This is a genomic window from Fervidobacterium nodosum Rt17-B1, assembly GCF_000017545.1.
GTDB classification, from domain to species: domain Bacteria; phylum Thermotogota; class Thermotogae; order Thermotogales; family Fervidobacteriaceae; genus Fervidobacterium; species Fervidobacterium nodosum.
Map to the genome: position 1 here is coordinate 1,244,346 of NC_009718.1, position 25,357 is coordinate 1,269,702.

The 25,357-nt window shown below is 35.2% G+C and carries 23 protein-coding genes; 10 read left to right on the top strand and 13 right to left on the bottom strand.

Annotated elements, in window-relative coordinates:
- Nucleotides 1–17: 17 nt before the first annotated feature.
- Genes whiA through FNOD_RS06095 form a run of 7 tightly spaced genes read right to left on the bottom strand, consistent with a single transcriptional unit; the run spans nt 18 to nt 4,669 of the window.
- Nucleotides 18–944, bottom strand: a complete 927-nt coding sequence (whiA, locus tag FNOD_RS06065; RefSeq protein WP_011994317.1) for a DNA-binding protein WhiA — start codon at nt 942–944, stop codon at nt 18–20.
- Between the two features lie 2 nt (nt 945–946).
- Complete coding sequence (locus FNOD_RS06070) at nt 947–1,903, bottom strand: gluconeogenesis factor YvcK family protein (RefSeq protein ID WP_011994318.1); 957 nt, start codon at nt 1,901–1,903, stop codon at nt 947–949.
- Nucleotides 1,900–2,748, bottom strand: a complete 849-nt coding sequence (rapZ, locus tag FNOD_RS06075; protein ID WP_011994319.1) for an RNase adapter RapZ — start codon at nt 2,746–2,748, stop codon at nt 1,900–1,902. The genes FNOD_RS06070 and rapZ overlap by 4 nt, the downstream gene beginning before the upstream one ends.
- Nucleotides 2,681–3,511, bottom strand: coding sequence for a glutamate racemase (gene murI, locus FNOD_RS06080; protein WP_011994320.1), 831 nt, complete (start codon nt 3,509–3,511; stop codon nt 2,681–2,683). Before murI ends, rapZ begins: the two co-directional genes overlap by 68 nt.
- A gap of 26 nt (nt 3,512–3,537) precedes the next feature.
- Nucleotides 3,538–3,795: a cell division protein ZapA gene (gene zapA / locus FNOD_RS06085; protein ID WP_011994321.1), complete on the bottom strand. Its 258-nt coding sequence runs from the start codon at nt 3,793–3,795 to the stop codon at nt 3,538–3,540.
- Entirely contained in the window at nt 3,782–4,033 is a 252-nt protein-coding gene (locus FNOD_RS06090) for a hypothetical protein (protein WP_011994322.1), read from the bottom strand. Before FNOD_RS06090 ends, zapA begins: the two co-directional genes overlap by 14 nt.
- A gap of 24 nt (nt 4,034–4,057) precedes the next feature.
- Entirely contained in the window at nt 4,058–4,669 is a 612-nt protein-coding gene (locus FNOD_RS06095) for a site-2 protease family protein (protein ID WP_011994323.1), read from the bottom strand.
- A 124-nt stretch (nt 4,670–4,793) separates the two neighbouring features.
- On the opposite strand from FNOD_RS06095, the gene FNOD_RS09700 reads away from it, so the two are divergent.
- A complete protein-coding gene (locus FNOD_RS09700) occupies nt 4,794–5,732 on the top strand; it encodes a DDE-type integrase/transposase/recombinase (RefSeq protein WP_011993737.1) in 939 nt (312 codons plus the stop codon).
- Between the two features lie 35 nt (nt 5,733–5,767).
- On the opposite strand, the gene FNOD_RS06105 is transcribed toward FNOD_RS09700, so the two are convergent.
- From FNOD_RS06105 to FNOD_RS06115, 3 genes are read right to left on the bottom strand one after another with little or no spacing between them, the layout of a single operon-like run.
- Entirely contained in the window at nt 5,768–7,138 is a 1,371-nt protein-coding gene (locus FNOD_RS06105) for a B12-binding domain-containing radical SAM protein (RefSeq protein WP_011994324.1), read from the bottom strand.
- The gene (locus FNOD_RS06110) at nt 7,110–7,868 is read right to left on the bottom strand and encodes a type III pantothenate kinase (protein ID WP_011994325.1); all 759 of its coding nucleotides are present in this window, start codon (nt 7,866–7,868) and stop codon (nt 7,110–7,112) included. The genes FNOD_RS06105 and FNOD_RS06110 overlap by 29 nt, the downstream gene beginning before the upstream one ends.
- Nucleotides 7,869–7,924: 56 nt before the next feature.
- The gene (locus FNOD_RS06115) at nt 7,925–9,421 is read right to left on the bottom strand and encodes an HD domain-containing protein (RefSeq protein ID WP_011994326.1); all 1,497 of its coding nucleotides are present in this window, start codon (nt 9,419–9,421) and stop codon (nt 7,925–7,927) included.
- Between the two features lie 179 nt (nt 9,422–9,600).
- On the opposite strand from FNOD_RS06115, the gene FNOD_RS06120 reads away from it, so the two are divergent.
- The 5 genes from FNOD_RS06120 to FNOD_RS06140 all read left to right on the top strand — a co-directional run bounded on the left by FNOD_RS06120 (nt 9,601) and on the right by FNOD_RS06140 (nt 17,406).
- The gene (locus FNOD_RS06120) at nt 9,601–11,421 is read left to right on the top strand and encodes an ABC transporter substrate-binding protein (protein WP_011994327.1); all 1,821 of its coding nucleotides are present in this window, start codon (nt 9,601–9,603) and stop codon (nt 11,419–11,421) included.
- A gap of 93 nt (nt 11,422–11,514) precedes the next feature.
- Complete coding sequence (locus FNOD_RS06125) at nt 11,515–12,897, top strand: ABC transporter permease (protein WP_011994328.1); 1,383 nt, start codon at nt 11,515–11,517, stop codon at nt 12,895–12,897.
- A gap of 24 nt (nt 12,898–12,921) precedes the next feature.
- Nucleotides 12,922–15,414: an ABC transporter permease gene (locus tag FNOD_RS06130; RefSeq protein ID WP_011994329.1), complete on the top strand. Its 2,493-nt coding sequence runs from the start codon at nt 12,922–12,924 to the stop codon at nt 15,412–15,414.
- Between the two features lie 5 nt (nt 15,415–15,419).
- Complete coding sequence (locus tag FNOD_RS06135; protein WP_011994330.1) at nt 15,420–16,424, top strand: ABC transporter ATP-binding protein; 1,005 nt, start codon at nt 15,420–15,422, stop codon at nt 16,422–16,424.
- Nucleotides 16,405–17,406: an ABC transporter ATP-binding protein gene (locus tag FNOD_RS06140; RefSeq protein ID WP_011994331.1), complete on the top strand. Its 1,002-nt coding sequence runs from the start codon at nt 16,405–16,407 to the stop codon at nt 17,404–17,406. Before FNOD_RS06135 ends, FNOD_RS06140 begins: the two co-directional genes overlap by 20 nt.
- Before the next feature lie 64 nt (nt 17,407–17,470).
- On the opposite strand, the gene FNOD_RS06145 is transcribed toward FNOD_RS06140, so the two are convergent.
- The 3 genes from FNOD_RS06145 to FNOD_RS06155 form a co-directional block, all read right to left on the bottom strand.
- Complete coding sequence (locus FNOD_RS06145) at nt 17,471–17,929, bottom strand: flavodoxin family protein (protein WP_011994332.1); 459 nt, start codon at nt 17,927–17,929, stop codon at nt 17,471–17,473.
- Between the two features lie 143 nt (nt 17,930–18,072).
- Nucleotides 18,073–19,281, bottom strand: a complete 1,209-nt coding sequence (locus FNOD_RS06150) for an iron-containing alcohol dehydrogenase (RefSeq protein ID WP_011994333.1) — start codon at nt 19,279–19,281, stop codon at nt 18,073–18,075.
- A gap of 234 nt (nt 19,282–19,515) precedes the next feature.
- The gene (locus FNOD_RS06155; RefSeq protein WP_011994334.1) at nt 19,516–20,448 is read right to left on the bottom strand and encodes an L-lactate dehydrogenase; all 933 of its coding nucleotides are present in this window, start codon (nt 20,446–20,448) and stop codon (nt 19,516–19,518) included.
- 156 nt (nt 20,449–20,604) lie between these two features.
- Here FNOD_RS06155 and FNOD_RS06160 point away from each other — a divergent pair, with 156 nt between their 5' ends.
- The 4 genes from FNOD_RS06160 (at nt 20,605) to FNOD_RS06175 (ending at nt 25,338) form a co-directional block, all read left to right on the top strand.
- Nucleotides 20,605–22,548, top strand: a complete 1,944-nt coding sequence (locus FNOD_RS06160; RefSeq protein ID WP_011994335.1) for an alpha-amylase family glycosyl hydrolase — start codon at nt 20,605–20,607, stop codon at nt 22,546–22,548.
- 103 nt (nt 22,549–22,651) lie between these two features.
- A complete protein-coding gene (locus FNOD_RS06165) occupies nt 22,652–23,326 on the top strand; it encodes a hypothetical protein (RefSeq protein WP_011994336.1) in 675 nt (224 codons plus the stop codon).
- 92 nt (nt 23,327–23,418) lie between these two features.
- Nucleotides 23,419–24,150 (top strand): hypothetical protein, encoded by a 732-nt coding sequence (locus tag FNOD_RS06170; RefSeq protein ID WP_011994337.1) that lies wholly within the window; start codon nt 23,419–23,421, stop codon nt 24,148–24,150.
- 21 nt (nt 24,151–24,171) lie between these two features.
- Entirely contained in the window at nt 24,172–25,338 is a 1,167-nt protein-coding gene (locus tag FNOD_RS06175; protein WP_011994338.1) for a hypothetical protein, read from the top strand.
- Nucleotides 25,339–25,357 lie beyond the last annotated feature (19 nt).

Consider the following 25,357-nt stretch of genomic DNA (forward strand, 5'->3'; position numbering starts at 1 on the left):
TACTTTAAAGAACTATATTATTCATTATTATTCATTTTTCCGTCGTTTCTAATATTTTCTGCAATTTCAAATATTTTCTTTATTCTATTATAGACCATACTTTTTGTCAGTGGCGGATCAAATAGCTCCCCAATCTCGGTTAAAGACAAATCCTCGTTTTCTAACCTCAACTTAGCCAATCTTCTCAAATCTGGAGGAATAGCGTCTAAACCTATGGTGTCTTTTATAAAATTTATCGTTTCTATTTGTTTTGCATTGCTTTCTCCCGTTCTTTTAGCGTTAGCTGTGATAAAATTCAACGAACGATTTATATCGCTTTTTATTTCTCTAGAAGTTAATATTTTTTCAAAATGAGCAGCGCCTCTAATGGCGCCCATAAGTTCTAAGATTTCCTGAATATCTCTACCTCTCTTTATATAATACCTATAATTATAATTCATCTTTGAAATTTTCCCTGACACACCAAGCATTTCATCTAACAGTTCATCAACATATCTTAATAGAGATTCATTATACGACACAAACTCAAGATGATAATGTTTCGAAGGATCAGTTACAGAACCTGAAGAAACAAATAAACCTCTGAGAAAAGCCCCAAAATAGCCTATATCTTTTTCTATTATACCAGGTAATTTTAAAATAGAAATTCCCAGTTTGTCCAAAATACTAACTGGGATAAATATTTGCACTCTCTTTTTTTGCAACTTATTCTTGAGTAAGGTCAGTCGCTTTTTATCAACACCAAGATAGTGCATTAAATTCATTATTCGTCTTGCTGCTGGAATGAAACCAACTTCAAGTTGTATATAAACATCTGTGGAACTTTTTACGATAATGCCTTTTCCTTTTAAATAACCGATAAGCTCAGTTTGAGCTTCTTTACTATCAAACATTTCAATTTGGCACAATTCACCTTTTACTTCTTCTGAAAATGAATATCTCACATTTACACCTCATTAGTTAACACTTTCTTTGATATTTCAAATAGAGCTTTTGCAATCAAAAACGAATCATGACGTATACGTGGTTCGTTCTCAAGTATGATTTTTGAAAAGTGCCCAGCGATTACACGATGATCATTTATATCAAGCTCAACGGGTACAGAGTTCCTGATTTTGTATTTTTCTAAGACTTCTGCTTGAGATGGTGGGAAAGAATATATTACAAAATCAAGCTTTTGCTCCAAATATTTTTCTATTTCCAATACATGATCATTTAACTTATACCCAAATGTTTCCCCTGGCTGAGTCATTATGTTTGCGATATATATTTTTATAGCCTTTGATTTCTTGACAGCTTCTTTGAAACCATCTACTATAAGATTTGCAATTATACTTGTATAAAGGCTCCCTGGACCAAAAACAAGCACATCGCTTTGAACAATAGCATCATAACAACTTGGATTAATCTGAATTGGTGTTTCAAGTTTCAGCTCAACTATTTTTCTCATTGATTTTTTTCCGTAATCTACGATTTTTGTCTCGCCCGCGACAGTTTGACCGTCTTCAAAAACGGCAACAAGTCTTGCCATTTTATCCGATACGGGAAGCACGCGCCCTTTAATAGCCAGTATATCTGCAGCTTTTGCTACGGCTTCTGGAAAACTACCCGTGAGTTTTGTAAGAGCAGCTAGAATTATGTTACCGACCGCATGACCATTTAAACTCCCGTTTTTGAATCTATAGTTAAAAAGCTTGCCAAGAATATCTTCATCATTGGCAAGAGCAACCAAATTATTGCGTACATCACCAGGTGGTGGTACGTTCAATTCTTCTCGCAATATTCCGGAGCTTCCACCTTCATCGGTAATAGTCACAACAGCTGTTAGATCCGACGAATATAGCTTTAAGCCTCTTAATAAAGTAGAAAGACCTGTTCCTCCGCCGATTGCTGTTATTTTCATCCAAGTTCTACATCCCTATGTTCAATGGTAACTTTGTAATCTTTATTCAAGAACATCTGCCCAAGTTCTTCGGCAAAATAGACAGACCTGTGCTTTCCTCCTGTACATCCTATTGCTACAGTTATCTCTTTACGTCCTTCAGTCTCGTACCTTGAAATAGCTATGTTAATTAATTCATAAATTTTATTCAGATATTCAGAAACACCATCAATTTTCCTAAGAAATTCTTTGACTTCTTCATCTTTACCTGTTTTTGGCCGTAATTCATTTATGTAAAATGGATTTGGGAAAAATCTAGCATCGAAGACAAAATCAGCATCTAAAGGCATACCATACTTGAAGCCAAAGCTGATAACATGCACAACAAAAGTCTTTTCGGATTTTTCTTCAAGAAAAGTTGTAAGTTTTGTCCTTAATTGATGGGGATTTAACATGGTAGTATCTATAACTAAATCTGCGATTTCCATGATTTCTTTCATAATTTCAAACTCGAGTTCTATTGCTTCGCCTATCGAATTGGTCTGCTTTGAAAGAGGATGTGAGCGTCTGGTGTGAGCAAATCTTTGTATGAGGGTGTCTTTAGCCGCAGTCAAAAATAATACCTTTGTAAAAGGATATCTTTCTTTAACATCTTTTATAGCATTTTGAATATTCCCAAAAAGATAACTTCTAATATCAAGAACAATCGCAAGCTTATCGACATTGTTAGATAATATGCTCGCAACTTGATAAACCACTTCCGGAGGAAGATTATCTATGCAAAAAAAACCTAGGTCTTCAAGTAGTCCCGCCGCTGTCGATTTGCCCGCTCCCGAATGACCCGTCAATATTACAAGCTCTTTCAAAATAAACCACCTTCTGTTCTAACTCAGAAATTTCAAGATGTTTAATCTGGTAAGGATGCCTAAACCCAATTTTTTTAATTTTTCTTTCAAATTCATCCGGATTACTGGTTACGTAAAACTCCACAAATGGTCTTCCATTTAAAACTAAGTGTGAAACCTCACGTACAAGTTCATCAGCCGGATCGATAACTCTTACATTTCCCATAACTCTCATAATAATATCCTTCAAAAATGGGAAGTGAGTACAACCTAAAATCAACTCATCTGGTTTAAATTTTCTAAATGGCTCAAGATAAAACTTAACTACAGCTTCTACCATGTTCCCATAAAATATTCCTTCTTCAACAAGAGATACAAAAAGTTGAGCTGGTCTTTGCATCACTTTTTTCCCTTTGGCTTCAAGTGCATTTTTATATATACCACTCTGTACAGTTGTATGAGTACCTATCACAGCAACTCGTTCATATTTTGATGCACTAACGCCTGCTTGAATTATACTGTGATAAGGAATTCTGAAGTTATTTCTGTATTTTGAAAGTGTTGAATCTGATGTATTACATGCAGCAAAAATACGCTCGACTTTCTTTTCCATAAGAAAGCCGATAATTTCTCTACTGAAAGTTTCTATCGTTTCACTTGATTTCGTACCGTATGGAGCGCGCATAGTATCAGCTACGTAAATATAATGTGCTGGAAGCGTTTCTATGAGCTTTTTTAGAACAGACAAGCCACCAATTCCTGAATCAAATAACCCTATGTTCATGTTAGATGTTTTCACCTTCCATTTTTTTACTGCAATACATTTTTAAGTTTTTCTTTCAGTCTAAAAAGTGTACTTTCAATATTCTTTTTAAGATTATACTCTTGTTCAAGTAAATCACATAACATTAATACGAGGAGTTCGTCAAACGGAATCTCCTCGTACAAATTCTTATAGTTTAGCTGAAGGTCCTTAATTCTTCTATTTACATAGTTTATTAATTCTTCAGATCCATCAGTTGCGAATTCATAACTTTTTCCATATAGCGTTATACTAACCCTCTTCATGGTAATTCACATCCAAGACTTTCATAAGGTCTTTAACCCTTATGACTAGCTTGTTCATTACCTCTTCATTATTTTTGAGAACTTCTTCGAGCTGTCGCTTTTCGTTCTCCAAAGTGTTTATTTTCTCAATAGCCTGGTTTAACTCATTCCATAAGCTTTCGTTCTCACTCTTAAGTTCCTTATAAATTGTTATTAACCCTTCCACTAAGCGTTCTAATTCTTGCATCTTATCATCCATTTTACCACTCCTCCCCGTGTTTTACTAGTTTCGAAATGTAATAAAGTTTGTTACATTTGTGATAAATAAACTCAAAGGCTGCATTATCATAGGCAAAATCCACAGCACAAGCAGCCCTATCATAAATATGATACCATAAAAACTAAATTTTAAGTACCATTCATAATATTTTGATGGAAGAAATGAAAGAATAATTCTTGAACCATCAAGCGAAGGAATTGGGAATAATGATATTATAGCCAATGTCAAACTCCACTTGGCTGAAGTATAGAATAAATTAAACAAAAGTGCGTTATTCAAAACCCTACATAAATAAGCGTACAAAAAAAATAGTATGAAGCTCGATATTATTCCAAATATAGAGTATATGAATAATTTTTTTCCCTTAGTTTTTGAATAATCAATTGCAGGTTGATGAATCCAACCAAAGTCAAAAAATATAAATGTCAGTAAACCGATTGGATCAACATATTTAAAAAGGCCATTCTTTTTGAGAAATACTACTTTATCATCGGTCCTAATATTTATAAGTTTCATAAAAAAATTTCTTAACCATTCCCGTGGTAAACTAATTAAAAGGTAAGCAATTAAGCCAATTATAATATTTTTAATAACAGATATAAGCAAAGCTGACAAGAAAATCCCCCCTATCTATTAAATGATTTTGTTAACCAAAGGTATTGATAAATTTCAAAAACCATATTATCTTCTTAAAGAGGGGACACCCCCCAATATACTCTCAATAAGGAGGTATCCCGACATGACTAATATCCAACTCAAATGCCCTCATTGCGGCTCTTCTAACTTCATCAAAAATGGTCATGATAAGTTCAAAAACCAAATCTTCTTTTGCAAAGACTGCAAGCGTTACTTTAAACTTTCTTTCACCAAAAAACACAAACTTTTCTCTTTCCCTTACCCTCGTTGTGTTCATTGTAACCATGTCATGGAAATTTACAAAATCCGCCGTTATTTCGTTCGTTTCAGATGCAGAAAGTGCAACTTCAAAACTTCTGTTCCACTTTCTCTTCCTCAGCCTGTGCCTTTCAACTTTCATCCTTTCAAATTCTTCCGTTTCCCTATCTATATCATTCTCAAAGCTTTCATATTGTACTTCAAATACAACCTTTCTCTTCGTGCTATTAAAGCTTGCTTGAATATCAATGTCTCTCATGTCGCTATTTACAAATGGATTATCAAGTTATCTTCTGTTATTTCGCTTTTTGAGTTTGAGAATGTATTTAAAGTTCATGGTGATGAAACAGTTATTGTATTTCGAGACAAAAAGTACTATGTGTGGCTATTAGTTGAGCATGGTACGAATTTAATAGTAGCTTGGCATGTATCAAGATATCGTGATATGTCACAAGTTAAGATATTGTTAGATAAATACTTTAGTCAAAGAAAACAAAACACACAAATAGAGTTAATAACCGATGGACTAAAAGCGTACGAGATAGCAGTAAAACTAAATTTTGATAATGTTGAGCACAGAGAAGTAAGACTAGGTAAAAACAACGAATGTGAATCGAAATTTTCGTTATTTAAGATGTTTGTTAGAGCGAAAAGGAGCTTCAAGAAATTTAGCAACATACGGTACTATGTAAATGGTTTTTGTGTAGTAAGGAACCTATGCAAGTTATATGAGAACGAAAATGAGATGATTACAGCTTTAGCTTCCATCATCACTACTAGTTAACAGCATCTATTAAATTATATCAAAACTTAACTAAATTAAAGCGATTCTCGTGTATATAACCTTCTTTTCTCTTGAGCGTATTCTTTTAATCTTCTTATTTGTTCTATTCTCATATTATCCCACCAGTAAGGTAGTATTGTGTTGTTAAGCAACAAAGGATCTTCTGTACCTTTCAATAAACCTTTATTCACAAGCTCAATCCATATATCTGTTCCAACAATAGGTGTAAACTCGTTTAAAGAATAATCTATGCCAACAGAAGAACAAACATCAACAGCATTCTTAACATCTTCTTCTGTCTGTCCTGGAAGATTAATCATTATATACGCACTGACTTCTTTGTAAGTAAAGCCTGCACTTCTAAGTATTTCTGCAGCTCTTACAACATCTTCATCCCTAACTTTACCACCTGTTTCAAGTTGAAGCTTACCAGATGTTTCATATCCAAGTTTTATCGTTTTAAAATTAGCTTCGTAAAGTAAATTGGCAACTTCTTCGTTTAGCAATTTTGCATGGATACCGTTTGGAAGATGAAATCGTATTTTTTTGTTTAAACCTCGTGCGATAATCTCAGATAGTATTACTTTCAAATGTTTTTGCCATTTTATCAATATCGCATCATCGAAAAATACTATATCTTGGATTTTCAACAATTCTGAAAACTTCTCTATCTCATCTAATACTCTGTATGGGTCTTTGAATTTCATCCGTTCCCAATTTCGATGAGCAATACAGTAAGTACATTTGTAGGGGCATCCAAGCGTTGTTAAAAGAACAACGTAGCCTATTCGTTCGTAAAGCTCATAAGCAGGTGATAGTTCCAAAAACCAATCTTTTTCAGAATTTTGGAGATTCCAGCCAAGTAAATCATTTAAAAACTTTGGTAAAAATCTTAAATCCGTTTTCGTAAATATATAAGCACCACTTTTTTTCGCTATGTGCGGCTGGTTCCTTACAAAAAAGCCGCCAAAAACTATTGGTACATCTAGTTCCTGCCTTAATACATTTATTGTATCAAAATACCCCGGATACCAATAAGTGAGAGTTGAAGTAACGAAAATGGCGTCTATACTGCCATTTTCTTTTATTTTTTGCAATTTTTTCCTAAATAATTCTTCTGGCATCCCATACCTTTTATATTTCCTTGGTACAAAACTGAGAATTTTAGGTTTTTCTATTTCTATGTGTGGAAATTTACCGGTACCGTAAAATTTATCCTTTGGAACCTTTGTATAATCTGATAATTCTGGATCGTATCTATTCATTAAATCAATTAATTCAACTTCTATGCCTAAAGATTTAAGGAAAGAACCGACATATAAAAGGCCAACAGGCTTGAGCCAAAAATCGTAAGCTGCGAAATCCTCTATCCATGGATTAACAAGCAGAATTCTTTTTCTCTTCATAAAAATAATACATCCCTCTCAATGTAAGATCCCTATCTACGACTCCATCAACAATTTTCTGAACATACAAAGCATGACCACCAGTATGAATTATAACAGGTGGAGTATTATACTCTTTCGTTATATTTTCCACAACATATTTAATCGCACCAACTGTTGCATTTATCGTTCCTATTCTTATATTCGATTCCGTGTCTTTTCCAATGAAACCATCGTACGGCTTAACCTCAACAAGCGGCAGTTTAGCAGTACCCTTAAAAAGCGCGTTTATCATCATTGCGAATCCAGGCATTATAACTCCGCCTTCGTAAACACCATCTTTTAGCACGTCAATAGTTATAGCTGTTCCGTAATCTATAATTATACAATCTTTTCCATACTCTTTGTACGCTGCTATAACATCGCATACCCTATCTGCTCCCAATTCCTTTGGATAATTTATATTCCATACAATTTTATTGTAATCCGTCGAACTGACAAAGTAAACATTTCCATCACCATATTTATTCGCAAAGTACTCAAAAACAATATTTAAAGAAGGAACAACAGAAGAAACAACAGTTGCAATACCTTCTATTACTGTGCCACCATATAAACTCTTTAAGAAAACGTAAAGTTCGTCTTCTGTTTCATACTTTTTTGTTGATATCCTGTATTTTTCAAACATTTTTCCATCTCTTGTCAAAGCTACAGTGGTATGTGTATTTCCAACGTCAAATAATAAGAGCATTGAATACACTCCCTTCATCATTTAAAAGACCATTTTGAAAATTCAAATGATTTATTCTACCATCTTGTTGTTATCTCTGTAACCGTTTCAGGTAACATCTTATACTTTTCAAGAATCTCTCTAACATCTTTTGTCACATAAATGCGTATTATCTGTATAAGGTTGCTTTTCATAAAATTGTAAGCTGGGTAATTTTTTACATACTCCTCGAATGTCATAAGATGATTTTTCTTGATAATGTATATGTTACTTCTCAAAAATTCCTCAGGATGAACTATGGTAAGCTTGTAAGGGGTGTCTATCCTAAAAACATCATCGAAGTTATTAATCATATACAGAATTATTCTTTTATCTTCTTCATCTGCAATTTCATAAGACCTTTCGAGTTTCAACCTTATTTTCTGTAATAAATCACTTGCTATTCCTTGACTAACGAGTGAGGGGTCAACTCCTTCTATTGAAAACGGGGTTTCGAGAACTAACTTCCATAAATTTCTCGACTTCAATCTCTCAACAATCTCGTACGCCATAACGATATCAAGTTCAAGTGGTTGTAAATCTATTTCGTATTTTAATAAACTTTGCTTTGTCTCTTCATCACCGCCGTATTGTTCAACCAAATCATTAAATTTATAAATAACTTCGTTTATAATCGTCTGGTCCGTTAAATCAAGGAAAGAATGTATATTCATTACCCTTTCATCTAGTCTCAAAGCTTTATATGATAGCTCCAAGAGTTCCTGTATCATCATATCCGCAGCACGTGATGTTTTATGAAAATAAACATTTTTATACATCATAAATCTTCCAAAAAGTATGGTGTATATCTCATCAACAACTTTTGAATCATACGCTAAAATACTTTCATTATCTTTGTTGACTATCATAGCATTCCTTATGAGTCTGTCAATTGCACCTGTTCCAAATCCACGCGTGCCAGCGTAATACGAATCTCTTAATACAAAATCCAACCTATCTGCGCCAAGAGGACCCTGAACTATCGCGAAATCTATAGTTCCATGTTCTTCACCTTCGTAGACTTTGATGACCTCTTCCATTAACTGAGCAAAATTATCTTCCATATTATTTGATAATTCACCCAACGTAATTTCTAAGTCTTCTATAACTGCTTTTTTCAATTTAGCTGGCGCTTCATCATACTTTTTTTTCATCTCTTTTGGGAAATATTCCCTCAATAACCTATGTCTGTATTCATCATGACCATCTTTAAATCCAAGTTTTTTGTAAACTACGTCGTCAAATTGATGGCTAAAAGGTCCATGACCAATATCGTGAAGTAGACCTGCCAACCTAAGAATTCTAACTTTATCGGGAGTATCGTAAAGATGTTCGGCATACACACCGGAAAGGTGCATAACACCAAGTGAATGCGCAAACCTGGTATGTGTAGCTCCAGGATAAACATACTCAGAACCTACGAGTTGGCTTAAATATCTCAAACGCTGCATTGCTTTTGTATCAATTACAAGAATCTCCAAAGGGTAAAGCAAAATTTCGGAGTAAATCGGATCCCGGGAAACTTTATAATACACAAATATCACCTCCAATTATATTTTATCATATAATGTTAGAAATATGCAAAGAAATGCTTGAAAAAGCTTCCGAAAATTTGTTTCAATTACAATTTGCAAAAGTTTATGAAATTATTGTATAATATATTCGAAAAAAATTTCAAGGTGGTTCCCACACTAAAAAGAAGGAGGGGTTAGCTGTGAAGAAACTTGTTGTATTTTTAGCAGTACTTTTTGTAGTTTCGCTTTTTGCAGTGCAAGTAAACTACGGTATATTCTCTGATATTACAACAACAAACATTTGGAACTTACTCGGTTCAGGTTCGTCTTCCTGGAACTTCGTTGTCCAACTTTGGAAATATCCATCACTACTTGGTATGAACAAAGAAGGTCAGCTCATACCATCCGCAGCTGCCGATATTCCAAAAATCGTTAAAGAAGGAAATATGTACACCGTTACAGTGAAACTCAGAAAAGATATGCGCTGGTCAAACGGTGCACCATTTACAGCAGACGATGTTGTTTTTACGTACACAACGGTTAAAGGCATGGAAATACCAGGTGGTAACTGGGGCGGAGCTTACGAACCAGAAAAAGTTGAAAAAATCGACACATGGACAGTAAAATTCTACTTCAAGGAAAAGAAGACAATGACAATTTACTATGACACATTAATGACGGCAATTGTCTGTAGCAACTATTGGAAACCTATAGTAGATAAGGCAAAGAAACAGAAAGATCCAGTTAAATGGTTACTCTCTCAAGAAGTTATAGACCCAGGTATAACAGCACTCAACCTTGGCAAAATTGAAAAAGGTGCGTTCGTACAAGTTGTAAAACAAATTTCAAATGATAAATATTGGTCATACGGAGAAAAGAACTTATACTACAAAAACGGCGGTTTTTCAATTGTTAACCCAAAGACAGGTTTCAAATGGTCAACAACAGATCCAAAACCGGCTGGCGATGTAGCTCTCGAAGTTGTTAATGGACCATTTGTAGACACAATAGTTTACAAAGTTTACGGTAACAAACAAGTTGCTATTCAAGCACTTATCGCCGGTGACATTGACTACATTTACAACCCAGTTGGACTAACGGCAGGTGAAGCAGAGCAACTCAAGGGACAGAAAGATATAAAGATAGTTTCCAACCCACAACTTGGTTTCAGATACCTTGCATTCAACATGAGAAAATTCCCAATGAACGTGAAAGAATTCAGACAAGCATTGGCAGCATTAATCGACCGCGATTTCATATGTAACCAAGTGCTCCAAGGTAGAGCTATTCCACTTGCAACACCAGTGCCACCAGCCAACACATTCTGGTACAATTCCGCAGTTAAAACTATCGGTGAAGGACTCAGTATGGGTGAAAGATATCAACTTGCAATCAATTTACTTAAGAAAGCCGGCTTCAAATGGGACGTTGAACCCGTTATCGATCCAAAAGATACAAAAAACCCAGTTAAAACACAAGGTAAGGGCTTAAAAGGTCCAGATGGCAAACCAGTACCAACACTTACCCTCTTATCACCAGGTATGGATTACGACCCAATGAGGGCACAAACAGCTATGTATATTGAACAATGGGCAAAGAACATCGGTATGCCAATTAACCTTAAACTTACAGATTTCAACGAAATTTCAACAAAAGCATTCGATGATGTTGACTTCGATATGTACATACTCGGTTGGGGTGTCGGAAGAGTTCCAACATACTTCAAATCATTCTGGCACAGTGGAGAAATGGCACCAGATGGATTTAACACACCAGGTTACAAAAACCCAGAATTTGATGCTCTTGTAGAAGAATTTGAATATGCCGATGACTTCAATCAAGCAAGAAAGGCAATATTTGAAGCACAAAAGATACTCGCAGACGATCTCCCATACATAATCCTCTTCACAAATCCAATGATAGAAGCATATAGGACCTCCATTAAATTCCCATTCGACAATATGCTTGATGGTATCCAAGGTTACTACGGATTCCCAGAAGGAGTAAAGAAAGCACAATAATTCCAAGCTTTAAAATCCCTTCAGTCCCCCGGAAGGGGGACTGTTTAGTTCAAAAATATAAACTAATTTTAAAAATTCAAAGGAGAGGTGAAGATGACAAAACAAGTACTATTAACTATATTTGGAGTAATTGTTCCACTAATTGGTGTGTATTATTCTGTAAAAAAAGGTAAAAAACCACTTAATTACATATTTTTGTTAATTTCTCTCGCACTATACTACGGTGCTCTTTTCAATGTAAAATACCTTTATTTATTCAGTCCAAGATTCAACTTTATCATCGCTCCAATTGTTTATTTCTATTCATTCGACTTACCGGGTCTTGCAAAGTTCATAAGAAATCGCTTGGCTCAAATTGTGCTCTTACTTGTAATCTACGTAACCGTGGTATTTTTCATTTTCTTAGCAATGCCTGGTGATTACACAACAAAATTCTTGGATCCAAAATTAATGAGAAACCCTGAGATGTACGAACGGATGAAACAACTCTTTGGAGTCGAAGACCCGTGGTATGTAAAATACTACAAACATATGAAAAACTTCTTCAATTTGGAAATGGGAATTTCGTTTAGTGAATATCCCAAAAAAGTTGAAGAAATTATAGCCGAAAGGTTGCCAAGAACACTATTTTTATTCTTAGCAAGTTCAGTACTTTCCTTCTTGTTAGGATTTGACCTTGGAAAAAGAATAGCATGGAAACGTGGAGGAATAACCGATAAAGCGGCAACACTTGTCGGTATTATCTTTTGGACAATATTTACTCCATTTTACATGCTTATAATAATATGGCTCTTCGCAGTTACTTTGAAATGGTTCCCACTTTCCGGATTCGTTACTCCATCAAAATGGTTTAATGCTCCATTCAGCGCACAAAACGTTTTCATAAGATTACTTTGGACAGAACTATTCTTACTCATCATGTGGATAATGGGTATAGCCATAGCAAGTAAGTTAAAAACAATAAAAGCCAAAAAAACCGCGATATGGTCATCAGTAATAGCTGGAATTGCTTTGTCTATAATTTACTGGCTAACAAACGGTATGGGAAGTTATGCTCTGGACATAATTTACCATTTAGCACTCCCAACAATCGCTCTTGTCACATTACACTTTGCAGGAGACATGTTAGTTATGAGAGACACCATGCTTGAAGTTATTAAAGAAGACTATATCACAACCGCACGCGCAAAAGGTTTGCCAGATAAAGTAATAAGAGACAAACATGCTGCGAGAACGGCTTTACTACCGTTGATGACCAGCTTTGTCATAGGTCTTGCCTCAACTGTCAGTGGTGGAGTCATCACTGAAACTATGTTCTCTTGGAAAGGTATGGGATTAACGTTGCTCGAAGCAACAACCGCGCAAGATACACCTCTTGCAATTGGATGTCTTGTCTTTACAGGTGTGCTCGTACTTTTTGCACACCTTATAGCGGATATACTGTACGCATTCTTAGATCCACGAATCAGATACTGATGGTAGCAAGAGAGGTGATATGAAATGGCAAACAAAATTAATCAATCAGTGGAAAGCCAAAATAGAAAAGAATCAATTGCTAAGATAAAGTTTAAACTCTTTATCAAGAATTTTAAGAAAAATTGGGCATTATTTAAAGAGAGTAAAATGGGAATGTTTGGGTTATGGGTCATTATAGCGTTTGGTATATTCGGCGCATTATCACCAATTGTTTTAAGAGTGCTTGACCCAAGCATATACGACCCTGTCGTTGGCCTTGATTCGAGAATACTCTCAACAAAGTACATAACCGATCATCTCTCAACACAAAATTTGGTTAAGGGTATAGAAATCCCATCCGCTCAACTTTGGGTTTACTCTTTCATGGATAAAGGAGAAGCGTTTAAATCTTCAATGGAGAACCTCGTTAGAAATTCCCAGTACGAGATAATGACAACATACGCACCAGATAGCTTTAGACACCTACTTGACACAATTGCAGATAGTTACATACCAACAAAGGAAAGATTGTATTTCCAAACAAGTGTTTCAGAACTCGTCGACCATGGCTTTATAAAATTTTCGCCAATTTCCTCAGCAAAAGATATAGGCAACAGGGATAAATTTTCATTTTCTGATTTCTCTGAATTATTACAAAAAATTGATTATAAAACTCTTGCCATTGCGCTTTCAAACTATAAAGATTCTGATGAAGTATCACGCGTTATCCTTTGGTTCAGAAGCTTAAATAGAGACAAACCAGAAGTTGTTGAAGAATTCAATAATCTCCTCATGCAAACATATTCAAGCGAAGAAGTCGAAAATGCAGAAAAGCAAGTATTAGAAGTAGCTAAAAGTGTTGCAAATGTAAGTACAACTGGACAGTTGTATGTGCAATCTGATACACAACTTTCAGAAGTTATTCAAAATAACATAGTACCAGTTGAATCGTTAGTCTATGCTGCAGCATTTAACGTTATTCCAGATTTACTTGTTCTATCAAAAGAAAATGGAAAAATTGAGGAACAGATAAGCAACAGTAAATTCTCTGTTTTACTCAATTATGCAAAATCGAAACTTTCAGATCTTTCAAATAAAGATATATACACCTCAGCGCTTTCAAAGGCTAATAGAACAATAAAAACAATTGAAGAAGAAATGAAATCCATAGGACTTGAAGTATCACACGAAAATACCGCTGAATTCCTCGAAATTTACGCAGGTATTGTTTTATCAAAAGTTTCAATAGATCTAAATCCTGAGTTAAGAGCAAAACTGGAAAATGAGCTTGGAGAATATTCCTCAAATGTTAGAAAGGGATTTGTCTATGAATTGAACAACGCATTTATAAAAATAGCTACAGCGAGGTCATTTATGGCTTCTTTACTTAACGACGAAAACATACCAGATAATTACGAAATGTTAGGTAGTAAAGTTATAAAAGTTCTTTCAGACCCAATAACATCCTTAATGGCTTACGCATACCAAGGAACGAAAAAACTAGACAAAGTTATAGCAAATATTGAAAATTCTCAGCTTGATGATTTCAAACGTTTAGATATAGTTGAAAAATTAAAGAGCTATAAAGAGCCTGTTGAAGCTGCAAGATTTTTAATCGGTGAAGGTGATATAAACGATAATATTTACTATAGAATGTTAAATGAACACAAACAATACTTGAGTGATACATCCGCATGGGCAAATATTAAAGATATAAAAGATTACGAAAAGCCACAGAAAACAAATTGGTCGAAAGAATTTGCGGAAAAGAAACTTGTTGAAATATTTAACACACTTTCTATAACAAATAAAATAGGTGTTGGACATCCACTCCCACCAAGTAGATGGCATTGGCTTGGTACAGACCCAGTTGGTAGAGATATCTTCGTCCAACTTATGGTTAGTACCCCGAGTGAATTTGTACTTGGTGTTCTTGCTGCTTTGATTACTGTCGTAATCGGTACAATTATAGGTACAGCAGCCGCATACTACGGTGGTGCTGTTGACATCATATTCATGCGAATAGCGGACCTTATGATGCTCTTCCCATCAACAGCATTCTTAATTGTTCTTTCCGGCTTCATGACGATGAATCTGTTCAAACTCGCAATTATTCTCGGTTTACTCGGTGGTTTTGGTGGCATAACACTTGTTCTCAAAGCTCAAGCTTTAACGATAAAAGTTAAGCCATATATTGATGCTGCGAGAGTATCTGGTGGAAGCCACGGATACATAATATTCAATCACATAATTCCAAATGTTATGCCACTTTCATTCCTATACATGATGTTCAATGTAACTGGTGCTGTCTTCTCCGAAGCAGTGCTCAGCTTCTTTGGGCTTATGAAAGTTAGAATGTCATGGGGATTGATGATAAATACAGTTTGGAGTTCAGGATATCTCGGCTCTGGCAACATAGGTGCTTATTGGTGGATGTGGGTACCAGCAGGTGGAGCTATTACACTGCTGTGTGCAGCATTCTACTTCCTCGGAAGAGGTCTTGAAGAAATCGTCAACCCAAGACTTAGAAAGAGGTGATAACTGTGGCGATATTAAAAGTTGAAAATCTCAAAATGCATTATAAAACAAAGAAAGGTTACGTTAAAGCCGTTGATGGTATCTCATTTGAATTGGAATCGGGCGAAAGCCTTGGTATAGTGGGTGAATCCGGTTGTGGTAAAACTTCTGTTTCAATGACCTTATTAAGAATACTACCTGAGAACGCTCAATTCATGGGCGGACATGTTTGGTTCAACGATAATGGAAAAATGGTTGACTTAGTTTCTCTCCAAGAAGACGAAATGAGACACTACAGATGGAAAGGCATATCGATGGTCTTCCAAGCAGCTATGAACTCACTAAATCCCGTTTACAAAGTCGGTGACCAAATTGTTGAAGCTATATTGAACCACTATCCTGATACACCCATTGATGAAGCAAAAGCAAAAGTCGCAAAACTTTTCGAGTTAGTTACACTCGACCCTAAACGCATGGAACAATACCCACACCAATACAGCGGTGGTATGAAACAAAGGGCTGTTATAGCCTTGTCCCTTGCTTGTGACCCAAAAGTAATCATTGCAGATGAACCTACAACAGCTCTTGATGTTATTGTACAAGATAAAATACTAAGAGAAATGAAGAAAATACAAAAAGAGCTAAACATGGCAATGATATACATCTCTCACGACATCGCAGTTATAGCAGAAGTCAGTGATAAAATCGCGGTAATGTACGCTGGCAAATTTGTCGAGCAAGCTGACTCTACGACTATATTCAAAAGACCAATGCATCCTTATACATTTTTACTCATGAACGCATTCCCAAGCCACGTTGGTGAAAAAAGAAAACTATTCACTATTCCAGGTGAACCACCTGACTTATTGAATCCGCCAACTGGTTGTAGATTCGCCCCGAGATGTCCTTGGGCAACGGATAAATGTAGGACAACCGAACCTGAATACGTAGAAGTTGAGAAGGGCCATTTCCTTGCTTGCTGGCATCCACTTACAGAAGAGGTGAGACAGAATGAGTTCAAAAAACAATAGAAACAACGTATTACTTGAAGTCAAGAACTTAAAAAAGTTCTTTGCATCAGAGAGAGCTCTCTTTTCGAGAGCCAAGCACTTTGTCCATGCTGTTGATGACATCTCTTTTGAAATAAAAGAAGGAGAATCTTTAGGATTAGTTGGAGAATCTGGATGTGGTAAAACAACTACGGGTAGGATGGTCGTAAGGTTAGAACAACCAACGGAAGGAACAATAAAACTACTTGGAAAACCAATTGAAGAATACGAAAGAATGGAATACCACGCACAAGTCCAAATGATATTCCAAGACCCATACGAATCACTAAATCCAAGAATGACAATATTCGATATAATTGCCGAACCTTTGAATATTCATAATGTTGGAACTTTAGAAGAAAGAGAAGAAAAAGTATCAAACTTGCTCCAAGAAGTTGGACTAACACCTCCAGAAAGCTTTTTGTGGAGATATCCGCACGAATTATCTGGTGGTCAAAGGCAAAGAGTCGCAATAGCACGTGCACTTATATTAAATCCAAAACTAATCGTCGCCGATGAGCCAACATCAATGCTTGACGTTTCTGTAAGAACAGGTGTTATGCACCTCATGATGGAACTCCAACAAAAGCACAATATGAGCTATTTGTATATCACACACGACCTTGCTGTTGCAAGATACATGGTTAACAGAATCGCTGTTATGTACCTTGGTAAAATAGTTGAACTTGCTGAAACGGAAGAACTGCTTCACAATCCTATGCACCCGTATACAAGAGCACTCATGGACGCTGTTCCAGTTCCAGATCCAGAATATAAAAGAGCTGAACCAAACATAATTGGAAACATAAGCGTTCCAATAGACCCACCACCAATTTGTAGATTTTACGATAGATGCCCATTCAAAGAAGAACGTTGTAAAACTGACCCGCATCCAGAATTAAAAGAAGTAGCACCAGGACATTTTGTTGCTTGCTATCCTGTACAAGAAGGAAAACTTAGATAAGAAATTAAATAAAAAAGGCTTCGGTGATTAACCGAAGCCTTTTTTTCAATTCAAATAAAATATTTTAAAAAGCCATTTTCCTTGCAAATTCCGCGGCAGCATTTAAATCAGACTCATCTGGTCTATCCGGATTGACTCCGCCTTTCTTTCCAAAAATCAATCCAAAATAAGAACCAGGGCAATTAAATTCACCAATCAAGTTAAAATTCTTTTTTTCTAAAAGTCTTATCATACTTTTGTGATACTTCTTCCCATCCAAATCCGCTGAAGTTGAAAATAAAAATACCTTCTTCCCATCGCCATCTTTGACCTTTTTAATTAACCTCTTTAATGATCTGTGCATACCAAAAGCATAAATACCTGAACCCAAACCAATAATATCGTATTTTAAAATCTCTTCAGGGCTTATTTCTTTAGGACCTTTAACTTCACATTTCAAAACCTCAGCCATCTTATTAGCAATTTTTAAAGTATTTCCTTGATGTTTAGACACACAAATTATAATCGCATTCTTCCCTTCCATCAGAATCCCCCCTCTTCATTTTTTAAAAAAGCTTAAAAAGTCTAATAATTATTTTACCACAATTTGAAGAAAATAAAAAAGAGATTGTGCACAAGGCACAATCTCTTTTCATTAAAATCACTATGAGTTCTTACATTGATTTCTCACATTCTTCTCAAAGAATTCTTGTATATTCTTGCTATAACTTCCCTTTCAGCCTTTATAGGTGCCACGCTGAGCAATAAATCAAGAGAAGGAGTTGTAAGCGCAAGATTGGTAAGCTTTTCAATATCTGAGTCTTTAAATCCTTCATCCTCAAGTTTTTGTGTAACTCCCATGGCAAATAACCAGTCCTCTATACCTTTTGCAATTTTCTCAGCTTCCGCAGGATTACCTTTTAAGCCAGGGACAATAGGTTCGTACACTTCAGCAAGAATTTCTGCAGTTGATGGGTAAATTTCCTTAACAACAGCTGGTAAAAGCATAGCAAGTCCCAAACCGTGAGCAAGCTCAGGTTTAACAGCACTTAAAGGATGTTCTAAAGCATGTGTGAAATGCAAAAGTCCATTATCAAAAGATATACCTGCTATCGCCGAAGCATAGAGTAAATAGTATCTTGCATTTAAATCGTTCGGATTACTCAAAGCTTGTGGCAGATATGTCGCAATCAATCTAACAGTTTCTTTTGCAAGGAGTATCGAATATGGATTCCTTGCCAGTGTTGTTGCTGCCTCTGTTATATGATTAAGTGCATCAATAGACGTATATAGCGTTTGCTTATACGGTAGAGTAACCATAAGTTGTGGGTCGTCTATGGCGAATGTTGGATAAATAACATCGTACGCAATAGCTGGTTTATATTCCTTCTCCAATATCGACGCAACGGCGAATCTATCAACCTCTGTACCAGTACCATGAGTTGTATTGATGGCAATTATAGGTTTTGCCCTCTCTGGTATAAACTTTCCTTCGTAAAGTTCTCGCGCATTCTTATCTTTATGCTCAAGTAACACAGCTACACTTTTTGCCGTATCAATAGGACTTCCCCCACCTATACCGATAACCGCTTCTGCTCCAAAATCTCTTCCAATTTTCGTTGCTTCATCAATTTGATCCGTTGTCGGATTTGGCGTTACCTTATCGTATAAAACATATCCAATGTTCCTTTCCTTAAGCGCCTTTTCCACTTTGTCCCATGCCCCTGTGACCTTATACGCAACAGGGTCAGAAACTATCAAAACTTTATCTTTTTTACTAGAAGAAAGCCACTCGGCAATATCTTTTATTTTCTCGATCGCACCAACACCAAAGTAACACGTTGTCTTACACCTAAGCTCAAAAACATTGTAAATGTTGACTTTTCTTTCCCACATACTTCTTCCATCCTCGATAGTATTTTAATAATCGTAAATTCCTGAAATCACTCTAGCTATTTGTGAAAAAAATCACTTACAACAATATTATAACTTAGGCAAAATTAATTTGTGTTAATACGTGAATAATTTTACGAAACAACAATGTAAAATATAAAATAACCAAAGCATAAAAAATAAGAAGTGCCCACCTAGGGCACTTCAGATGATTGGGTAATTTGTGAATAATATTAATTAAAAAATCTTACTTTTTATCTCCTCAATAGATTTTTGTATAACACTTCTTGAGTATTGAAATTTCTTTTCTTCGTCTTCGCTCAAGTTCAATCTTAAAACTTTTTCCACTCCACTTTTACCGATAACTGAAGGATAACCGATATATATACCATCAACCAAAACAGATATCGTCCATACTCTTTTTTCGTTTCGCCACATACTTGAAATTAATCGTGCGGTTACAGCACCAATAGCGAGGTTAGTCGCTCCTTTTCGTTCAATTATTTCATATGCTGCTTTTCTAACTTTTTCCTCAATTATTTTAAGATTTAAACAAAAGCCTTGTTCAGAATTATTTTCACACAACTTACAGTAATCTATTAACTTTAACCCGCCTATGGTTGCATTGGAGAATGGTACAAATTCGCTATCTCCATGTTCACCGATAACGTAAGCATGTATACTCGCCGGAGATATACCACATTGCTGGGAAAGTAAAACTCTCAAACGAGCGGTATCTAAAGTGGTTCCTGTACCAATAACTCTTTGCGATGGTAAATTAGTAAATTGCCAAATAAAATATGTCAGAACATCTACTGGGTTTGTCACATTTATAATTATACTATTTGGTGAATATTTGACTATATCTTCAGATATTTCTTTCATTATACGCACATTATCTCCAAGAAGTTCCAGCCTTGTCTCACCAGGTCTTTGACTTCTACCAGCGGTTATAACTATGAAATCGCTATCTTCAATATCTTTTGAGTCTCCAGCCCAAATATTGCATGATTTAAACATAGAAGATGAATGGAGCAAATCTAGAGCTTCACCTTCTGCCCTTTTCTTATCTATATCTATCAAAACCATTTCATCAACAAGACTTGTATGCAAAAGCGAAAAAGCAATACTAACTCCAACTCTCCCTGCTCCATAAATTGAAACTTTCATTTTATCACCCCTTTATGAATTAGTCTAAACTAATTATAACATAAATTGATAATATTTCAAATAAAAAACCAGTGGAAATTTCCAAGAAGAAAATTCTTAAACAATCTTCAAAAGTTATAATAATAATAATTGAAATTTTGAATTGGAGGCTTTGCTATGAAAAAAAACACCGCGAATTTTAGCTTCATTTTTATAGTGTTAATGTTAATTTTCTCACTTTCATCTTGCTTTTACACAATTAGGGAAGAAGAAAGTTTCGTAAAAAACATCAAAGCATCCTACAATACTGACACAAACGAATTGCGTATTAATTGGGACGTTGGAACTTTAAATACCAACACTGATATTAAATATTATGTGCTCAAGAAACTGAAAAATGAAAATCAATATCGTAAAATAGGGGAAGCCAACGGAAAATTCTTTGGATTGAATAACTTTTCAGGAAAAGACTTCTGGAACATTGAAAAAATCGGAATAAAAGCTATTGTAAATGGAAAAGAAAGCGAAATCATCGAAATTTCAAAGGAAAGTATAGATCTTATATCTTTGGACGTTCCACTCACTTCTTCAACGATGTACACATTGTTTATCCGCTCTTTCTATGATACAAATGGAGATGGAGTGGGAGATTTTAATGGGGTCTTACAGAAAGTTAATTATCTAAAATCTCTTGGAATTGATACTGTTTGGTTTTTGCCATTTAATAAAAGCAAATCCTACCACGGATACGATGTGGAAGATTATTACGATGCGGAACCAGATTATGGAACATTGGAAGATTTAGACAACATGATAAAAGTTTTAAATGAAAACGGAATAAAAGTTGTAATGGATTTAGTTATTAACCACACATCTGATACTCATCCTTGGTTCTTAGATGCGATTGAAAAAACAAAAAACTCTCCATATTGGAATTACTACATAATGAGTCTGCAACAACCATCAAATACTAATCACTGGCATTACAAAATAAATTCAAAAGGGCAGAAAGTATGGTACTTCGGATTATTTGATTCATCGATGCCTGATTTGAATTACGCTAATCCAGAAGTTTTGAACGAAGTCAAAAAAATAATAGATTTCTGGATAACAATGGGAGTGGATGGTTTCAGATTGGACGCAGCAAAGCACTACTATGGATGGGATTGGAATGATGGAATAGACTCTTCAACAAGTGTTGCGAAGGCAATAGAAAATTACGTTAGAACTAAACTTGGAAATGACGCTATCGTTGTGAGTGAAGTTTACGATGGTTCTCCTGATGTACTTACTAAATTCACACCCATGCCTGTTTTTAATTTTACGTTTATGTACAATATAAGACAAAACTACGAAGAAAGAGATTATTTACTTCACGATTCAATTAATTGGATAAATCCTTCATCGTACTACTTAAACACCTATCATTTCCCTTTTATCGACAGCCATGATTTAAACAGATCTATATCTGAGCTTGTTGATTCCAAATATTCTGGAGATGTTCAATCGGCTACAAAGCAGTATTTACTTTTGAATGCGTTACTACTTTCACTAAATGGTATGCCAACGATATACTACGGTGACGAAATAGGCCTACGTGGTTGGAAATGGAACTCATATCCATGGGACTTACCCGTTCGCGAACCGATGCAATGGTATGCAACACAAAATGGCAGTGGTCAAACATATTGGACAAAGAGCTTTTACACAGGTATTATAAATGGCAACGCCAAAAACGATGGAGCAATTTACGACGATCCAAACGATGGCATATCCGTTGAAGAACAAGAAAGTGGATATACAATTTTGAATTTCTTTAGAGAATTCATAAATTTAAGAAAAACATATCCAGCATTAGCATTTGGAAATGCAACAATTGAAAGAGATTGGAAAAACCTGTACGTTTTGAAAAAGTCTTATGGTTCACAGGAAGTGTTTGTGTTAATAAACCTTGACCCAACATATTCAAATAATTATGAAATACCAGCAGGATACACGTGGATTTGGTATGCTTTCTTTAACGAAAGCTCTTTTGAATTTAGTCCAAAAAACATTCAGATTTTTCAAAACACACAATGGATCATAAACTCAAGGCAAGTTTATGTTTTCGTTAAGCAGTAAAATTTCTTTGGAACGTTTCCATGATGAGTTATTTATATAATAACAAAAAGTGGTATAATTTTTATGCTCAAGTTCTACACTTCACAGCAAGGAGGGGTAAGGTATGAAAAAGGCACTTTTTATAACTCTATCGGTATTACTAGTTGTATTCTTGACAAACTGTGCATTATTTGAAAAACCACCGCTATTGAAAACTATAACGGTTGATGCGACATTAACAGATTGGGAAAATTATGTTCATAATGACGCAACAGACTCACAATGGGGATCTAACAACGAAATCTACAAAGCTGGTATACTCTTCGACGCAAGTAATCTTTATATTGCCGGAGAATATACAAAGGAAGGATACAACAATTTTATGGTAATAGTTGACTTGTCTGGTGTAAATGGCGCGGCTGACACTTCAAAACATCCTTGGAACAGGCAATACAAATTTGAAAAAGGTGATGTCGATTTCGTTCTTGAAACATGGGGTGATAATGATAATTACGGAGCATGGAGATTCACAACAGATGCAGCCACAGTTACAGGAACACTTGCTTCCACAGAAGTCGAGGGAAGAAAAAGATTCGAGTTTGCAATTCCTCTTGAAAAACTTGGGGTAACAGATCCAAATAAACTTTCGGTAAAAGCGGTATTTGTACTCACCGGAAGTGCTGATTCAGGCAAACAGTGGGCAGGAGATTTCTATCCAGATCAAGGATTCGAAACAGGTAACGGTGGATACACTGCTCCAGTGGTTATAAAGAGAGTAATAGAAAATCCAAAGAAGTAAAAACAATTGATATCAATAATATCAAGGGGGCTTTGTGCCCCCTTATTTATAGGGAATTTCAAACTTTATAACTTTTTAGGAGGTGAATTTGGTTGAAAAGCAAAATTTACTTTGCCATTTTGCTGAGTTTGTCTTTTGTCTTACTTTTTTCCACAGGTTGTATGAAATTACTCAATATCCAAATTCCAGATGGAGTTTACGTTGTTGGCGATTGGAACAGCTGGATTCCTACCGAGAAGGATCAGATGGCATTTGATTCAGTAGAAGGATGCTACAAATTTGAACTACCAACCGCTTCGATGACATTTAAAGCAAGCAGATCAGGAACTGAATACTCAATCGGATGGTATAAGGTTATATATAAATCTGGTGGAGTAACGAAAGTCTCTGCCTCCATTCCTGTTTGGAAGGAAAACTTAAATTCAGATTCTTTAACTATATACGCAAGCCCAACAATTATGATTAACGGACAAGCGGTAGGTGTTGGAGATACCGAGAAATTTCAAACGAAAAAAAGCAAATGGTACGTTGGTGGAAAATTCAATAGCTGGAACTTAAGCAACGGTGAAATGACTTGGGATGATTCTAAAAAAGTTTTTAAATATACATTAACCAACTTCAATGCAAATGAAAAAAGTTACCAGTTCAAAGTAACAAGAAACATGGGTGGTTGGAAACCTTGGGAATTCAATTACGACGGCAAAAAATACGATGCAGGATTTGACAATAACACACTATCTCTAGAAAGTACGGGTCAAGTAGACATAGAAATAACTTTTAATCCAAAGTTTTCACTCATTGAAGCAATAGCAACTCCAAAGTAATATACAAGTGAGGTGAAGATCGTGAAACATAAACATGCCAAATTTTTTAATATCTTGATTTTAATCATCTTCTCATTCACCACTTTGTTTGCTCTTCAAATAAATTATTCCACAAAATTTTCAATGAGCTTTGATTTTTCAGAAGAACAATTAAAAACATATTTTGGCTCGGAGTTTCGAATGGCAGGTAGTTCTTTTGGTTCAGGATACGATTTATCGTTTAACCTCAATGGAACAAACTTAGAATCTGCAAAGCTTGTTTTAAAATTTGACACATTAAAATTATCTTTGTACGATAACACTATTTTTGGTTCCACAAATGACCCAATTGAAACTTACAAAATTGATAGTGGTAAAAACGGTATAGAGATAGAATATTCTTCTTTCAAATTTGTGCTTTTTAACAATTTTGATTTGATGTACGTTTCCTCAAATTTATCAGATTACTACATTGTTATAGGTAAGCGGGGTAAGATCTTTGATACAGCATTATCTTATTCATCAAAGTTTTTAAATAACGATTTAAAAGCTGAAGTTGCCGTAAAAGATATAGCAAATTTTGACGTAAAAAATGCACTCTTATTTGGCCAACTTGCAGACGGAAGTTACAATTGGGGGATAACATATAAATTCATAGGTTCTGACGAAAAGCAGAATGCTGTAAATTTGTGGTATAAGTTCGGGAACATACCTTCATTCAATACATATTTAAATACTCAATTTGGAATAGATAATCTTACACAAGATTTACTAAGCAATGCAGAAGTTGGGATTGATGTTAATTTGAATCAGTTCAATTTAAGCTTGAAAAAGATGAATTTAACAACCTTTTCTGGATTAATGCCAACTCAGTGGGGAGAGTTTTCAATATCCTTTGGCACGAAATTTTCTTTAGCTGAATTTAACGGAAGCTTGAAATATACTTTTGGTAAACCAATTCATAGTTCTGTCAACACTATAGGTGAAATATTCTATGGTGAGATTGGGAGGAACCTTGGAAATATTTCACTCTTTGCAAAGTACCAGAAGATTATAGGTTACTATGAAGAGAAAGATTTTCTTTACTCCGAAGTTAAGTTTACTGGTTTTTCTTTGGGTGAAGTCAAATTCTGGATCGGTAATGGTGAATTTGATAAGAATAACCCATTTACCCCTATTCTTGGCGTAGAATTGAATCTCTGGTGGTAAATCCATATTTAATTATTAG

Bases quoted from the DNA above. Each gene is read 5' to 3' on its own strand.
- FNOD_RS06070 (WP_011994318.1), bottom strand. From the start codon at position 1,903: ATGAAAATAACAGCAATCGGCGGAGGAACAGGTCTTTCTACTTTATTA.
- murI (WP_011994320.1), bottom strand. From the start codon at position 3,511: ATGAACATAGGGTTATTTGATTCAGGAATTGGTGGCTTGTCTGTTCTA.
- zapA (WP_011994321.1), bottom strand. From the start codon at position 3,795: ATGAAGAGGGTTAGTATAACGCTATATGGAAAAAGTTATGAATTCGCA.
- FNOD_RS06090 (WP_011994322.1), bottom strand. From the start codon at position 4,033: ATGGATGATAAGATGCAAGAATTAGAACGCTTAGTGGAAGGGTTAATA.
- FNOD_RS09700 (WP_011993737.1), top strand. From the start codon at position 4,794: ATGACTAATATCCAACTCAAATGCCCTCATTGCGGCTCTTCTAACTTC.
- FNOD_RS06105 (WP_011994324.1), bottom strand. From the start codon at position 7,138: ATGAAGAGAAAAAGAATTCTGCTTGTTAATCCATGGATAGAGGATTTC.
- FNOD_RS06110 (WP_011994325.1), bottom strand. From the start codon at position 7,868: ATGCTCTTATTATTTGACGTTGGAAATACACATACCACTGTAGCTTTG.
- FNOD_RS06125 (WP_011994328.1), top strand. From the start codon at position 11,515: ATGACAAAACAAGTACTATTAACTATATTTGGAGTAATTGTTCCACTA.
- FNOD_RS06130 (WP_011994329.1), top strand. From the start codon at position 12,922: ATGGCAAACAAAATTAATCAATCAGTGGAAAGCCAAAATAGAAAAGAA.
- FNOD_RS06140 (WP_011994331.1), top strand. From the start codon at position 16,405: ATGAGTTCAAAAAACAATAGAAACAACGTATTACTTGAAGTCAAGAAC.
- FNOD_RS06145 (WP_011994332.1), bottom strand. From the start codon at position 17,929: ATGGAAGGGAAGAATGCGATTATAATTTGTGTGTCTAAACATCAAGGA.
- FNOD_RS06150 (WP_011994333.1), bottom strand. From the start codon at position 19,281: ATGTGGGAAAGAAAAGTCAACATTTACAATGTTTTTGAGCTTAGGTGT.
- FNOD_RS06155 (WP_011994334.1), bottom strand. From the start codon at position 20,448: ATGAAAGTTTCAATTTATGGAGCAGGGAGAGTTGGAGTTAGTATTGCT.
- FNOD_RS06160 (WP_011994335.1), top strand. From the start codon at position 20,605: ATGAAAAAAAACACCGCGAATTTTAGCTTCATTTTTATAGTGTTAATG.
- FNOD_RS06165 (WP_011994336.1), top strand. From the start codon at position 22,652: ATGAAAAAGGCACTTTTTATAACTCTATCGGTATTACTAGTTGTATTC.